Source organism: Gammaproteobacteria bacterium (assembly GCA_019748175.1).
GTDB lineage: Bacteria > Pseudomonadota > Gammaproteobacteria > JAIEPX01 > JAIEPX01 > JAIEPX01.
This window is the reverse complement of sequence record JAIEPX010000012.1, coordinates 117,402-132,064: the sequence shown is the minus strand read 5'-3', so window position 1 is coordinate 132,064 and position 14,663 is coordinate 117,402. Positions and strand designations below refer to the sequence as shown.

Annotated in this window: 10 protein-coding genes and 2 tRNA genes; 6 read left to right on the top strand and 6 right to left on the bottom strand. The window is 40.1% G+C overall.

All coding sequences use genetic code 11. The annotated features are described in order from the left end of the window. Nucleotides 1-38 precede the first annotated feature (38 nt). Both K2X50_06795 and csrA read left to right on the top strand, forming a co-directional pair. Nucleotides 39-1,292: an aspartate kinase gene (locus tag K2X50_06795; protein ID MBX9586949.1), complete on the top strand. Its 1,254-nt coding sequence runs from the start codon at nt 39-41 to the stop codon at nt 1,290-1,292. A 226-nt stretch (nt 1,293-1,518) separates the two neighbouring features. Further along, entirely contained in the window at nt 1,519-1,776 is a 258-nt protein-coding gene (gene csrA, locus K2X50_06790; protein MBX9586948.1) for a carbon storage regulator CsrA, read from the top strand. A 152-nt stretch (nt 1,777-1,928) separates the two neighbouring features. Here csrA and K2X50_06785 read toward each other — a convergent pair. From K2X50_06785 to K2X50_06760, 6 genes are all read right to left on the bottom strand, one after another. Further along, nucleotides 1,929-2,005 (bottom strand) — tRNA-Arg (locus K2X50_06785). A 185-nt stretch (nt 2,006-2,190) separates the two neighbouring features. Continuing rightward, nucleotides 2,191-2,282, bottom strand: a tRNA-Ser gene (locus K2X50_06780). 135 nt (nt 2,283-2,417) lie between these two features. Next, entirely contained in the window at nt 2,418-5,072 is a 2,655-nt protein-coding gene (locus tag K2X50_06775; protein MBX9586947.1) for a hypothetical protein, read from the bottom strand. 235 nt (nt 5,073-5,307) lie between these two features. Then, nucleotides 5,308-6,693, bottom strand: a complete 1,386-nt coding sequence (locus K2X50_06770) for an amino acid permease (protein ID MBX9586946.1) — start codon at nt 6,691-6,693, stop codon at nt 5,308-5,310. Nucleotides 6,694-6,755: 62 nt separating this feature from the next. After that, nucleotides 6,756-7,937 carry a cation:dicarboxylase symporter family transporter gene (locus K2X50_06765; GenBank protein ID MBX9586945.1) on the bottom strand — a complete coding sequence of 394 codons (1,182 nt, stop codon included), beginning with the start codon at nt 7,935-7,937 and terminating at the stop codon, nt 6,756-6,758. A gap of 1 nt (nt 7,938) precedes the next feature. After that, on the bottom strand, nt 7,939-9,564 hold the full coding sequence (locus tag K2X50_06760) for an electron transfer flavoprotein-ubiquinone oxidoreductase (protein MBX9586944.1): 1,626 nt from the start codon (nt 9,562-9,564) through the stop codon (nt 7,939-7,941). Between the two features lie 795 nt (nt 9,565-10,359). Here K2X50_06760 and K2X50_06755 point away from each other — a divergent pair. Genes K2X50_06755 through K2X50_06740 form a run of 4 tightly spaced genes read left to right on the top strand, consistent with a single transcriptional unit; the run spans nt 10,360 to nt 14,575 of the window. Beyond that, entirely contained in the window at nt 10,360-11,109 is a 750-nt protein-coding gene (locus tag K2X50_06755) for an electron transfer flavoprotein subunit beta/FixA family protein (protein ID MBX9586943.1), read from the top strand. Next, a complete protein-coding gene (locus tag K2X50_06750; protein MBX9586942.1) occupies nt 11,109-12,053 on the top strand; it encodes an FAD-binding protein in 945 nt (314 codons plus the stop codon). The genes K2X50_06755 and K2X50_06750 overlap by 1 nt, the downstream gene beginning before the upstream one ends. A 12-nt stretch (nt 12,054-12,065) precedes the next feature. Beyond that, a complete protein-coding gene (ald, locus tag K2X50_06745) occupies nt 12,066-13,199 on the top strand; it encodes an alanine dehydrogenase (GenBank protein MBX9586941.1) in 1,134 nt (377 codons plus the stop codon). Then, the gene (locus K2X50_06740; GenBank protein ID MBX9586940.1) at nt 13,199-14,575 is read left to right on the top strand and encodes a leucyl aminopeptidase family protein; all 1,377 of its coding nucleotides are present in this window, start codon (nt 13,199-13,201) and stop codon (nt 14,573-14,575) included. The genes ald and K2X50_06740 overlap by 1 nt, the downstream gene beginning before the upstream one ends. Nucleotides 14,576-14,663 lie beyond the last annotated feature (88 nt).

Sequence of the window (14,663 nt, the reverse complement as noted above, 5' to 3'; positions counted from 1 at the left end):
TAGGGGTGTTATTACTCTAATTAATAGAATGAATCGTTATGGCGCTAATCGTTCAAAAATTTGGTGGAACCTCAGTCGGTACTGTCGAGCGTATTCACTATGTCGCAGATAAAGTTATGGCGACACGTCATCAAGGTAATGATGTGGTAGTGGTTCTATCCGCTATGAACGGTGAAACCGATAGGCTGATTCAACTAGCCAAATCAGTTAATGCAGAACCTAATTCACGTGAATATGACATGATGGTCTCTACAGGTGAGCAAGTCTCTATATCCTTGTTAAGTATTGCCTTGTTGGCTCGTGGTTGTCCGGCAAGATCATTGACTGGGGTTCAGGCGGGGATTAAAACGGATAGTTCTCATAAAAAAGCCCGTATAGTTGACATTGATCCTACCCGTCTACAAAAAGAGTTGAGTGAGGGTAGAGTACCTGTGGTTGCAGGTTTTCAGGGATTTGACGAGTACGGAAGCATTACAACGCTAGGTCGCGGTGGTTCTGATACCACAGCTGTTGCTCTGGCGGCTGCTCTAAAGGCCCATGAATGTCAAATTTATACGGATGTGGATGGTGTTTACACTACAGACCCTAGAGTCGTACCGCAGGCTCGACGTTTAGATCGCGTCACATTCGAAGAAATGTTAGAATTAGCCAGTCTTGGTGCTAAAGTCTTGCAAATTCGAGCTGTGGAGTTTGCTGGAAAATACAACGTCCCCGTGCGAGTGTTGTCAACTTTTGAAGACGGCCCGGGAACACTAATTGCTTATGAGGATACTCGAATGGAACAACCTATTGTTTCAGGTATAGCGTTTGATCGTAATCAGGCAAAAATCACGATTCGTGGCGTTCCTGATAGACCTGGTATAGCCCGATTTATATTGGGTGCAGTCTCAGATCGAGATATCGATGTGGATATGATCGTGCAAAATGTGCCTTCTGTAGACAAAACCATCGATTTTAGCTTCACTGTTCAACGAGATGATTATAAAACAGCCCTTGAGCTTATGAATGAAGCAGCTGTTCAACTAGAGGCTTCAGAAGTGTTGGGTGATGATAAGATTGCTAAATTATCTATTGTGGGTGTTGGGATGAAATCCCATGCAGGCGTAGCCACTCGCATGTTTCAAGCATTAGGCGATGAAGGTATTAACATTCACTTAATTTCAACATCAGAAATAAAAATATCAGTGCTTGTTAATGAAAAATATACGGAGCTAGGGGCAAGAACACTGCATTCAACCTTCGGTTTGGATGCTGCCCCCCTAGATGAGCAGAGTACTAATACTACTAAATAATTCGTATAACGTGGATATTACCTATGCAATATCCACGTAAAGTAGCGCAATATAATAGAAGCATTTGAAATTTTATGTTATTTATCAAGGCTTAAGGTTATTTTAAGAAATGGCCGATATACTGTGTTGCGTGCTCTCTGATTATTATGGCAAATTTAGCAGCATGGTCTATATTTAAGCTAATGATACTAGGAGTTTTTTTAAGGATGACGATAGGAGATGAGTAATGCTTATACTGACGCGACGAATAGGTGAATCGATTATCATTGGCGATGATATCACATTGACAGTGTTGGGAGTTAAAGGGAACCAAGTTCGAATTGGTGTCAACGCCCCAAAAACAGTTTCAGTTCATCGAGAGGAAATTTATCAACGGATACAACAGGAACGTACCAGCGACGATCCTTTAAACGTAGATATTTCTCAACAAGGTTATCATGACGATGAGTCGGATGACGAAGATAATAGAGGAAATGCGGGTTAATCTGACTCGCATTCTTTTTGAGCTTCCGCAATTCTTTTACCAACAATATTTTATACCAGCAAAAATAGCCCATTTTCGAATACACTGATATTAAATTGAAGGTTTAATTTCTTCCTGTCGAAAAAAAGGCCAGAAGGCCTTTTTTCGTTGATTGGCGCGCCCGGAGAGATTCGAACTCCCGACCACCTGGTTCGTAGCCAGGTACTCTATCCAACTGAGCTACGGGCGCAATTGAAGCTAAAAATAATGGCGGAGAGGGAGGATTATTCAGATCATCCATGATCTTCACCCTTCGGGCTCGCTTCGCTCATGCAAAATTGCTCCAGGCAATTTTGCCGACCCTCTTCTCGGGTTCTCATCCCGATACTCCTCATATTGGTAAGTACAAGCTTTGCAAGTCTGCACTTATCAATATGGCGGAGAGGGAGGGATTCGAACCCTCGATGGAGTTTAATCCCCATACTCCCTTAGCAGGGGAGCGCCTTCAGCCACTCGGCCACCTCTCCGAAGATTTGGGATGATAGCATTCTCTGCTAACGGAATAAAGCCTGTGTTAAATGTTCTTCTCGGCTGAGGTAATACGCATGAGTGGTATACTTCTACGGATTTAGTATTACAAGACTCGACGCCAATATTGTGAGCTACCTATTAGGTAGTTGGCTAATTTGATGTTCAGTCTTTTCAATTAAGGCATCTACCTTTTTTATCGCTTTATCGATATGTTTAAATACTATGTCTTGGCCTGATTTTGAAAAAGTAAAGGCATCGCGATAGGCGACAATTTTATTAAGCTGTTTTTTGTAGAAATTGAGCAATGCGAGTTGGTTCTTTGGATTAATTTCAGCACCAATTGTGTCTTTATTTTTCATAGTGAGTTCAACAGATTCTATTGCTCGATCTATTCCGCGCACTAGCCACATCATTTTCCAGAAATTACCTTTATAATGAAAAAGTGCTTTAGTACTAACTTTTGCTACAGGTAAAAGGACAAGCTCAGTTTTTTGTTCTTTTTGAGCCTGCTGTTTTTGTTCGGAAATATGTTCTTTGAGTCTATTGACCATCGCTGTTCTACTTTCAAAGCCTCTAGGATGGTGGACAGTGACAAAGACTTGTTTATTGTCTGAAGGCTGCACTTCTATACCCCTAAGCTTTTCTGAAGGACTTTTTTGAGAAGATGTTTTTTTAACCGTTGTGGGATTAGTGTATTTTTTAAGTGATAAAATGTGTATTTTATAGATGTCTTTCCAGCGGTTAAACATCTCGCGATGCGATTGATCAGGACATTTATCGCAGTAATTCATCAGTAAATTCATTCTATTTTCCAGTCGTTCAATGATAACGCTAGCATTTTTTACAGTTTGATCTCTAGTTTTGTTGTCGATAATTGATCTGAGTGCATGAACTTCATCAAGAATTGATTCATGAGCACTTTTGGCATAATCCATATCGAAATGAGAAAGGGGGATTGGATTACCGTCTTTATCAACTTCTTTTCTGTCAAGGGCATTAATCCTATTTTGATAAGATTCGATATAATTTATAGCATTACTATGGAGCTCTCTGATTGTTCTAATTTGTGCTCCACTGAAATAACTATTTTTTCCGTAGCCAGGATTGAGTTGTTGATCGTGAATTTGTTGGATAAGATTTTCAGACCACGTGTTAATTAAATCTTTTAGTTCGCTAATGTTGTGAATATACGGAGGGTGTAGAGGATGTGCAGAAGGAAGATTCCCATTAAGATCTCTTCCTTGAATAATGCCAAGATGGAAAATAAGGTGTCTGCAGGTAAAGCTGTACGCATCAATTTGTCCTCGAATAGTACCGCGTGTCGATTTGACATCAAGCTCTTTATAACTGAATGTTTCTGCAATATAGAGAGTATATTCTGGGTTAGAACGTATTTTATTTTTCGTTCTATCGAAGGATCTTTTTTGTGTGAGCCCTAATTTTATGCCAACCACTGCAACTGGTGCATATTGTAAAGTCATTTTCTTTAGATCTTGAGACCTGTCTACAGCAGCTTTATTCTCACCTTTAGTGAGAACAATATTACTATCGATATCATAAATTCCTTGTACAATTTGAGTGGCTGTACGAATTCGATCTTCAAGTCTTTTTCTCGTTATGCTTTTTCCAACACCTATTATTATCGCTGGAATCGCGAGTGGGGGAAAAAAGAATGCCCCTATACCGAAAGCTATGAAGGCTAAATTAAAGATTCTATCAATGTGCTTAGTTGTCATCATAACTTGCTGTGCAGTATTGAGCCGGCTGGCTTTTTTTCGTAATTCAGTCGTTAATTCTTTTGTGGATTTTTCAGCATTTATTAAGCTATTCTTTAATTCGATGATTTCAGAATAAAGAGTTTTGGCTTCGTCGGAAGTTGAGTCTAGAAGCTCGGTCTGATTATTGTCAATTAAGTCAGTAATTTGTTGATCATTCAAATTTGTATATCCTCTTAATTGGTTTATTTTAGATTCTATTCTATCAGTTAAGATTTTAGACAGAGAATCATACATTTCTGAGAATAATTGAATCTGCATACCCGTAGAAAAAAGTGCTTTTTGGTGTTTTTTTCGACCAGCAATCCATTTTTTTGAATAAAAAACATCGTCAGCTATTTGGTAACCAGCAATAAAAATTGGTCCAAGGGGTGTTTTTTTGAAGACAAACCGAAACAGGTCGGGTGAAGCTTTCATCATTAGATTAATAAATAGATTGGTGTAGTGTACAGATGAAAGTACAGCAGTTTCTGATGTGGTTTTTTTTGTGGTACTGCTTTTCATCCCAATAAACAGTTCATCTATTTTTTCTGCAAGTTGTATAACGATAGGTGGAGCATCTCTAAGGATGTTGAAGGCATCTTCTGAAGGTTTAGATAATTTCTCCCAAGCAGTCGACACGGAATCTACTAATTCTTTGATGAGCGTTTCATCTTGTGATAATACAACTGAGCTAAGTATTTTTTTTCTATGTTCACTCAGTATGTCTTGAACATTTAACTCATTCGGGCTGCAATTGATGGTGATAGTTGATCGACCTTCTTCACTGCTAGCGTTGAGTGTACATTTTAATCCAGCCTCACTAAGAACGTTCTGAACAATAGTAGCAACTTCTGTTGGTAATGTTTGAGATTGAATTGAGCCATCATCTGATGTCCAGTCAATTCTTCTATACGGACTTTCAAGCCCACTTAATAGGGTTCGCATACGTCGCGTTAATTCTCTATTTGCACGGGCAGCCCTTATTTTATCAAAGTTGATGATCGGTATTCTAATCTTTATACTATGCATCTGCAGCCTCATGGATTTTATTAATCCCTACTCTAATTATAGTAGAGTAATGTAAACTAGATATTGCATAGTAAAGTAATACTTAATATATAAAAGATAGCTCATTGTTTTATAATAGAAACATTGCAATAAAGTGTTAGTGAGTTTTCCTGCCGCGATGAGGGGTTTTAGGGGAGAGAATCGTGATTCTCACCTATAAATACAAGGCATTGAGCCAGCAAAATACCAAAAATTCTTAACCGGGAGATGTTGTCATGCGGCTATTGTATCGACTGTAAGCAAAATACACGATAAATCCAACGAGTAACCAAATGATAAAACGCCACCAGGTGACAGGATTTAGGTGTAAAATGAGGTATAAACAAAATCCTACGCCTAACAGTGGGATGACTGGCATAAAAGGTGTTTTAAAAGGACGATTGAGTTGAGGCTGTCGATATCGGAGTACAATCACACCGACGCAAACAATAACGAAAGCGGCTAACGTTCCAATATTCACCATTTCAGCTAATTCATGAATGGGAATAAATCCAGAAAATGCTGACATCAACAAACCACTCCAAATAATAATTCGGATTGGTGTGCGAGTTGTTGGATTAACTTGCGAAAACATCTTAGGTAGAAGGCCATCGCGTGACATGGCAAGAAAAACCCGAGTAAGTCCGTAATACATGACCAGAATCACCGTAGTAAGCCCTGCAATAGCGCCTACAGCAACTAAACTCGCTGCTGTATTATGTCCTAAGTTCAATAAAGCCTGACTAATGGGAGAGCTTACGTTTAATGTAGGGTAGGGGACTATGCCTGTTAAAAGGCCGGAAACAACAATGTAAAGAATTGTACAAAATGCGAGCGAGGTAATGATTCCAATGGGCAGATCACGTTCAGGCTTAATAACTTCTTCAGCTGTTGTAGAAACTGCATCAAATCCAATATAAGCAAAGAAAACTAATGCCGCCCCATTAAAAACGCCATTCCAACCAAAGGGCATGAAAGGTGACCAATTAGCAGGATTAACATGTTTTACTGCAATAAAAATAAAGAGAGCGATGACAGTTAATTTAGTGAGTACCATAAGTTTATTAAATCGGGCAGTGAATTTCACTCCGATGATCAACATCATCGCAATAAATAGTACAATTAACATAGCAGGAAGATTAAATAATCCTCCTTCAAATGGGCTTTTTAAAAGGTATTCAGGGATTTTAATTCCAATCCCAGCAAACATATTTTGTGCATAACCGCTCCATCCAACCGATACGGCAGACACAGAAACCGCGTATTCTAAAATCAAATCCCAGCCGATGATCCATGCGATTAATTCACCCATAGAGGCGTAGGCATAACCATAAGCACTACCACAGCCACCCACCGTAGAGGCTAATTCTGCATAGGATAAGGCCGAAAATGCACAAGCTAATCCGGCGATCACATAAGAAAATACAACCGCTGGACCGGCTTGTGTGGCGGCTGCAAAACCTGTTAATACAAAGATACCAGCCCCAATTATGGCGCCGATTCCTAAAAGAGTGAGATCTAAGGCAGTTAGGCAAGGTCTTAATTTGACGCCGTAGTCTTCATTGAGGTCTGGGACTGGTTTTGTCCTAAATAACGAATTCATAGCTTTTGCCTTCCTTCCCTGGTAGAGCATAATCCTTGATCCTATGACCTTTAGTATAGTCACTAACTTGAAGGTTTGCTCAGAGTGTTAGAATCTTTCTCGGAGGCTCTCTTACCTAGCAAAACGTCAATGCCTTTTGAAAATGCTCCATTACCTAGCACATTGGCACAGGTGATGACGGGATCAAATAAGATATACAAGGCTGTAATAAGGGATAACATGGCTGAATTGAAGCCCAAATAAGTTTCTAAAATAGGTAGCATGACTAATATTCCACCGCCCGGTATAGCAGCCACAGAAAACTTTGCGAGGACAAAATACCCAGTAAATATTAAATAACTGATCATGCTGGGTTCTGCGATGCTATAATTTTTTAAAACAGCAAAAGCTAAAATCGGAATCGCAAAACAATCGCCGACAAGATGAACATTGACAGTAGCTGGTATAACGGAAGCAGCGAGCACTTTATTTTTTGCGTTTTTTTCAGCACCGATTATTGTGAGCGGCATACTGGCTGCGCTTGACATTGTACTAAACCCACTAATTGCTGCAGGTATCATATTTTTCACCGATTTTAAAAATTCTTGGAATCGACAATGACTGAACAAAAAATATCCGAGCATAATATAACTAAACTGAGCCAAGGCGATGATCATAAAAATAATGGAATAATGTTTCACTATCATTCCCATCACACCATCATGGTATAATTTTACGACAAACCCAGTGACAAAAAACGGGATGATGTAGATGAAAAAATGAAGAATCTTGCCAACAACTTTATCGAGAATTCCTGCAATTTTTCTAGCGGGATTTAACATAATCAATCCTGATAATATGCCCAACACAATTCCAGAAAACATGGCAATATCATTCGAAAGTATTTTGGGTAAATTGAAGGCCCAAGCAGGTTGTAAACCAACGGCTTCTTTAGGTAGATTGAGTGCGAGATCAAATTGATAAATCCAAATACCTACAAAGTGACTCAAAGACGTGGAGAGAAAATTGGAACACATTACGGCGATTAAAATGAGCCCGATGACTTTTGTTGCGTGATGAGCCAAATTAACAGCAGTTTTATATAATAAGCTGAAAATGATAATCGGCAATAAAAATAGAATAATGGATTTGATCGTCAAACTGATCGCAAAAAGAAATTGCTGTAAGGTTAATGGAAGATAGGAGTGTGTTAAGGCTACTAACAGTATGATTGCAAGCAAAATAAAAGGCATTTTACGAAACATTTTACATCTCCGAATAATTAGGTCCACTACCACCTTCTGGGGGAACCCAAAGAATATTTTGTGTTGGATCTTTTATATCGCACGTTTTACACTGAATACAGTTACTGGCGTTAATTTGTAAACGTGGTTTATCATTTTCTAAGACTATTTCATATACTTTAGCTGGACAGTACCGTGTTTCTGGGCTTGCGTAGGTAGTGTAATTCACATCGATAGCGAGAGATGGATTTTTTAATATCAAATGAACGGGTTGATCTTCACGATGATCTATGTTGGCTAAATAAACTGAACTTAGTTTATCAAAAGTGATTTTTCCGTCAGGTTTAGGATAGTCGATGGGTGAGTAGTGTTTTGCTGCTTTTAATCGAGTATGGTCTGCTACATGCTCGAATGTCCACGGAGCTTTACCTCGAAAAATAGTGGTGTCCAGAGCAGCATAAGCCAGCCCACCTAACAATCCCCAGCGAAATGCAGGCCGAATATTTCGCGCACGATACAGTTCATCATGCAGCGGGGATAATTTGATATGTTGAGTGTACGTTACTGATTCTTGACCCATTTCTTTTGAGAATGTGGCAAAAACAGATTCAGCTGCAATAATGGCTGATTCCATAGCATAATGAATACCTTTCAGTCGTGGTACGTTCAAAAATCCTGCTGCATCACCGATGAGCAATCCTCCAGGAAACGTTAATTTAGGTAGCGCTTGATATCCACCTTCACATAAAGCACGCGCGCCGTAGCATAAACGTTCGCCACCTTCGAAGTTGTTAATGATTGCAGGGTGAGTTTTAAAGCGTTGTAATTCAGCAAAGGGATCTAAATAGGGATTTTGGTAGTCTAAACCGACAACAAAACCGACAGACACATAATTTTCTCCCCAATGATATAAGAAGGATCCGCCGTAAGTTTTATTTTTTAAAGGCCAACCGACTGAGTGAATTACTTTTCCAGGCTGGTGCTTTTCTTGTGGAATTTTCCAAAGTTCTTTAATGCCAATGCCATAAGTTTGTGGTTTTTCTGAATCTCGTAATCCAAATCGTTCGATTATTTTTTGACTTAAAGAGCCGTGACATCCTTCAGCGAAAAAAGTTTGTTTCGCAATAATTTCAATGCCTTGTTGATATCGATCCGTGCGTTGACCATTTTTGTCTAAACCCATATCACCTGTGATGATTCCACAGACAAACCCATCATCATCGTAAATAATATCGGTCGCAGAAAAACCAGTGAAAATGCTGACATTTAATTTTTCAGCTTGTTTAGCTAACCATTGGCAGTATTCACCCAGACTTATAATATAGTTGCCGTCATTTTTCATTGTGTACGGAAGTGGTAGTTTGCGAGCCGTTGATTTTGTCAGCCACAAAAATTCTTCCTGAGTAACCACAGTGTTGACAGGTGCGCCAAGTGCTTTCCAATCTGGAATAAGTTGATATAGTGCACGTGGATTGAGTACGGCGCCTGATAATAGATGAGATCCAATTTGAGAGCCTTTTTCGATGACTGCAATGGTTAATTCGCGTTGATGATATTGATTTAATTGAGCTAAGCGAATGGCTGCACTAAGACCAGCGGGTCCAGCGCCCACGATTACAATATCAAAGTCCATTGTTTCTCGAGTCATAAGCTAACGATTCCTTAACGATAAATTTCCGTACATCCAACTATAAGGAGTTGGACTGGGCAAGACAACCTTTTCAAGATCGCCGCCGTAGGATTAAACTTTATTGAGCTCTCAAAGTCGGCGCGAGAATCCGACGTAAAATACTCTCGTGATGGACTGGGCAAGACGACCTTTTCAAGACCGCCGTAAATACATCCGTGTAGTCTTCGTTCGGACATCCATGTCCTAAGCCTGGTTATTGCATAAACAATCTACTACGAAACACAATAATACTGAATCTCCAGAAGATTTGAGAAAATTTGTTCGGTCACATAGAGTCAACTATGTTCCCGTCACAAATTTTCTCAAATCTTCTGTATCTTCAGCACTCTTGTGCTTCTCGCTACGATTAGTTTATGCAGTAACCAGGCTAGATCTTGAAAAGGTAGATCTTGCCCAGTCTTCTCAACTCAGTGCTAAATTTAAAATCTTCGACTCTGGAAAGTTTTCTTAAAAAAACGAACAGACTCCATTAGCTTTGCTTGTTGCAATAAAATTTAATTATCCAGAGTCGCGTAGGCGAAGAATCCGACTTTCTTGGAGAAAAATAAAGCGCAGCGAGGGGGACCCGAGCGAGCCATTTTCGGAAAGACAGTCGGATTGTAACGCCGACTTTAAGAACGCAACGAATTTGTACGAAACGAAGGCGGTCTTGAACAGGTTGTCTTGCCCAGTCCAACTCCGTAGGATCTCTGATTTCTGCTATGAGAATATGGCGAGATCTGTTATCCTTCGGCCTTTTCAAGGAAGTTGTGAATGAAAGTCGTCGTTGCGACAAAAAGGGTTATAGACTACCACACAAAAATCCGCGTAAAAGCCGATGGAAGTGGCGTAGAAACTCGCAATGTCAAAATGTCCATGAATCCTTTTGATGAAATTGCTTTGGAAGCCGCTATTCGATTAAAAGAAGCAGGGCAAGTGACAGAGATTATTGTGATTTCCTGCGGAACGACAGAATGCCAAGAAACCTTACGATTGGGTTTGGCAATGGGCGCTGATCGCGCCATTTTGATTGAAACCTCTGAAGAATTACAGTCCTTGGCGGTTGCAAAAATACTACAAGCAGTGGTGATAAAAGAGGAGCCTCACCTGGTTTTTTTAGGCAAGCAAGCCATCGACGATGATGCTAATCAAACGGGACAGATGTTGGCGGGCTTATTGAGCTGGCCACAGGGAACATTTGCCTCACAAATAAAATTAACTGGCGAAAAAATTGAAGTTGAAAGAGAAGTGGACGGAGGTCTTGAGAAAGTATTATTGAAATTACCCGCTATTGTGACTGCTGATTTACGGCTTAATCAACCACGTTTTCCAAGTTTACCCAATATAATGAAAGCTAAACAAAAACCCCTTGATGTGATTTCAGCAGCATCATTAAACGTTGATATTAAACCGCGCCTTACAACCCTTAAAATCACATCACCAGCCGCCAGGAAGCGTGGAATTAAAGTTAATACAATCAATGAGTTAATAGATAAACTTCATTCAACAGAGAAGGTGTTGTGATGGCTGTTTTAGTGATCGCTGAACATAATAATCAGACCGTGTCACCTTCAACGTTGGCTACTCTCACTGCAGCGGCTTCTCTTTCTTCTGAGATAATAGTGCTTGTTGCGGGTTCACAGTGTAACGCTGTAATCGACAGTGTCAGTAAAATTTCGGGCGTTGTGAAAGTATTAGTCTGTGATAATACTTGTTTTAAAAATCCTGTAGCTGAAGATATCGTCGCACTGCTAGAGCCTCTAGCCAAAAGTTTTACACATATATTAGCGTCCGCCACGACCTTTGGAAAAAACTTTATTCCGCGTTTAGCAGCACTATTGGATGTAGCCCCGATTACTGATGTCATTGCGATTGATAATGATGATACTTTTCAGCGGCCAATTTATGCGGGCAATGCCATTGCGACCGTCCAATCAAATGATCCTATCAAAGTGTTGACCATTCGCAGTACGACCTTTGAGGCGGCTGGAACACAAAACGTTGCGGCCATCACTGAGCCATTACCGTTTAGTTCTCAAAACAGTCAGTCAGAGTTTATTGAGAAAGACGCCCATCCTTCAGAGCGTCCCGAATTGACTTCCGCAAAGATCATTATTTCTGGTGGAAGGGGATTGCAAAATGCTGAACAATTTAAGATCATCGAGCGTCTGGCCGATCGATTACATGCTGCCGTAGGCGCTAGTCGAGCAGCGGTTGATGCTGGGTTTGTAACGAATGATTATCAGGTGGGCCAAACAGGTAAAGTGGTCGCGCCTGAATTATATATTGCGATTGGAATTTCTGGAGCGATTCAACATTTGGCAGGAATTACAGACAGCAAAATTATTGTAGCGATTAATAAAGATCCTGATGCACCAATATTTGAGGTGGCGGATTATGGATTAGTGGCTGATTTTTTTGCGATTCTGCCAGAGTTTGAAGACGCATTAACACAACTTGGATATTGAGGAGAATAAACCGTGATAATTGGCGTACCTAAAGAAGTAAAAAAAGGAGAACATCGGGTTGGCATGGTGCCCTCGAGTGTTTTGGAATTAGTGAATGATGGACATGAAGTATTAGTAGAAACGAATGCAGGAAAAGGTATTGATATTGAAGATGAAATATATAAACAACACGGTGCAAAAATTGTTGCAACGCCTGCCGAAATTTTTGCAAAGGCTGATATGATTGTAAAAGTAAAAGAACCTCAAGCAAGTGAATATAATTTACTTCGTGAAGGGCAAATATTATTTACTTATTTACATTTGGCTCCAGACCCACAACAAGCGAATGCGCTAGTAAAGTCTCGATGTTCTGCCATTGCATATGAAACAATTACTGATAGCCATGGTGGATTACCTCTGCTAACACCGATGAGTGAAGTTGCGGGAAGATTATCGATTCAAGCAGGTGCACACTGTTTAGAAAAAGCACAAAATGGTCGAGGAATATTACTCGGTGGAGTTCCTGGTGTAGGTCGAGGCAGTGTTGTGATTATTGGATGTGGTGTAGTCGGTACAAACGCACTTCGAATGGCTATTGGAACTGAAGCCCGAGTAACAGTACTCGACAAAAATTTAAAACGTTTGCGCGAAATCGATCTATTGTACGGTTCAAAAATTAAAACATTATATGCAACAGCTAGCACCATTGAAAAGGCCTTAATGGATGCTGATTTAGTAGTCGGTGCAGTTCTTGTGCATGGTGGTGCGGCTCCTAAGTTAATTACTCGAGAAATGATTAAGAAAATGCAACACGGTAGTGTGATTGTTGACGTATCAATTGACCAAGGTGGTTGCCTAGAAACTTCTCGAGCAACATCATTTGATGATCCTACTTATGTTGTTGATGGTGTGGTGCATTATTGTGTCGCCAATATGCCAGGTGCTGTTCCGCGAACTTCCGCGTTCGCACTAAATAATGCAACGTTACCTTATGTTAAAACACTCGCGAATAAAGGTTTAGAAAATGCATTAATAAATGATCCGCATTTTTTAAATGGCTTAAACGTTCATGCTGGACATGTGACTTACGAAGCGGTAGCGCGTGATTTAAATATGCCTTATTTACCGGCAAAAGAAGCGCTGTCCAAACATCCGGTGACAGCATAATGCTAGGCTGTTTTAGTGAATTAACTGCAGAGAGCATCCCAATTTATTTGGTAAACGCAGTTGATTTTCCAGCATGGCTAAATTCACAAGAACCTTCGCTGCGCAATTGGGTGCAGCGAATGGGTTTTCTGGCCAAAAAAGGTGAGCTTTGTCTCGTTCCTCAAAATGAAAATAACCTTTTGTGCGTGATATTGGGCATTGCTGATCGAGAAGATGCCTTACAAGTTGGAATTCTACCGAGCAAATTACCACAAGGTGTTTATTCACTTTCTGTTGAGTGGAAAGATTCTTTATTGGAGTGCGCTACGATTGCGTGGGGACTAGGGAGTTATCGTTTTACACGCTACAAAAAATCGCAACCTTACCGCGCAAAACTCGTTATTTCAGCATCATGTGATTCAAGTGAAATTCAGCGAACAGTCTCAGCAATTTATCGCGTTCGTGATTTAATTAATTCTACGCCGCACGATATGAACACTACCCATTTAGCGGCAGCCGCTCAGGAAGTTGCTCAAGAATGTGGCGCTTCGTTTAATCAAATCATTGGTGTTGATTTGCTCACTGAAAATTATCCGATGATTTACGCAGTTGGTAAAGGTAGTGAAAGTGAGCCACAGTTAATTGATTTACGTTGGGGAAATCAAGATCATCCTAAAGTGACTTTAGTAGGAAAAGGTGTTTGCTTTGATACCGGTGGATTAGATTTAAAATCCGCTGATGGCATGCGTTATATGAAAAAAGATATGGCGGGAGCTGCACATGTTTTGGGATTAGCACAAATGATTATGCAAGCTAATTTGCCCATACAATTACGCGTATTAATTCCCGCGGTCGAAAATGCTATTTCTGGTAGTTCTTATCATCCAGGCGATGTTTTAATGTCACGAAAAGGATTAACGGTAGAAGTTGGTAATACCGATGCAGAAGGTCGCTTGATACTGGCGGACGCATTAACAGAAGCAGCAAGTGAAAAACCAGAACTCATTCTAGATATCGCGACCTTAACAGGCGCTGCTCGGGTTGCTCTGGGGCATGAGATAGGTGCGTTATTTACTGATGATGAAACTTTAGCGAGTGAACTTTTGAAGCACTCAAAAATCACTTTGGACCCATTGTGGCGGTTACCAATCTATAAGCCTTATAGAGAAGGCCTTGAAAGTCCAGTAGCAGATTTATCCAATGTTGCAATTCCTATGTTTACTGCTGGTGCTATTAATGCTGCAGTATTTTTAAAAGAATTTGTGGGTAATGATATTTCCTGGGCTCATTTTGATATTATGGCATGGAATCCACGGGGATCTTACATGGGGCCAGAGGGTGGGGCAGCCAATGCCGTTAGAGCGATCTATAGCTATCTCAAAGAAAGATATCAATAATAGCTAGAGTATTTAGCAAAGAATCGATTCTTCAACTACAATGAATATAAGGAAATCCACCTGTAGAAGGACTGTCCTGATGATTTTA

Excerpts from the sequence above, each read along its gene's own strand:
- K2X50_06755 (MBX9586943.1), top strand. The coding sequence starts at position 10,360 with ATGAAAGTCGTCGTTGCGACAAAAAGGGTTATAGACTACCACACAAAA.
- K2X50_06740 (MBX9586940.1), top strand. The coding sequence starts at position 13,199 with ATGCTAGGCTGTTTTAGTGAATTAACTGCAGAGAGCATCCCAATTTAT.
- K2X50_06770 (MBX9586946.1), bottom strand. The coding sequence starts at position 6,693 with ATGAATTCGTTATTTAGGACAAAACCAGTCCCAGACCTCAATGAAGAC.
- csrA (MBX9586948.1), top strand. The coding sequence starts at position 1,519 with ATGCTTATACTGACGCGACGAATAGGTGAATCGATTATCATTGGCGAT.
- K2X50_06765 (MBX9586945.1), bottom strand. The coding sequence starts at position 7,937 with ATGTTTCGTAAAATGCCTTTTATTTTGCTTGCAATCATACTGTTAGTA.
- K2X50_06750 (MBX9586942.1), top strand. The coding sequence starts at position 11,109 with ATGGCTGTTTTAGTGATCGCTGAACATAATAATCAGACCGTGTCACCT.
- K2X50_06775 (MBX9586947.1), bottom strand. The coding sequence starts at position 5,072 with ATGCATAGTATAAAGATTAGAATACCGATCATCAACTTTGATAAAATA.
- K2X50_06760 (MBX9586944.1), bottom strand. The coding sequence starts at position 9,564 with ATGACTCGAGAAACAATGGACTTTGATATTGTAATCGTGGGCGCTGGA.
- K2X50_06795 (MBX9586949.1), top strand. The coding sequence starts at position 39 with ATGGCGCTAATCGTTCAAAAATTTGGTGGAACCTCAGTCGGTACTGTC.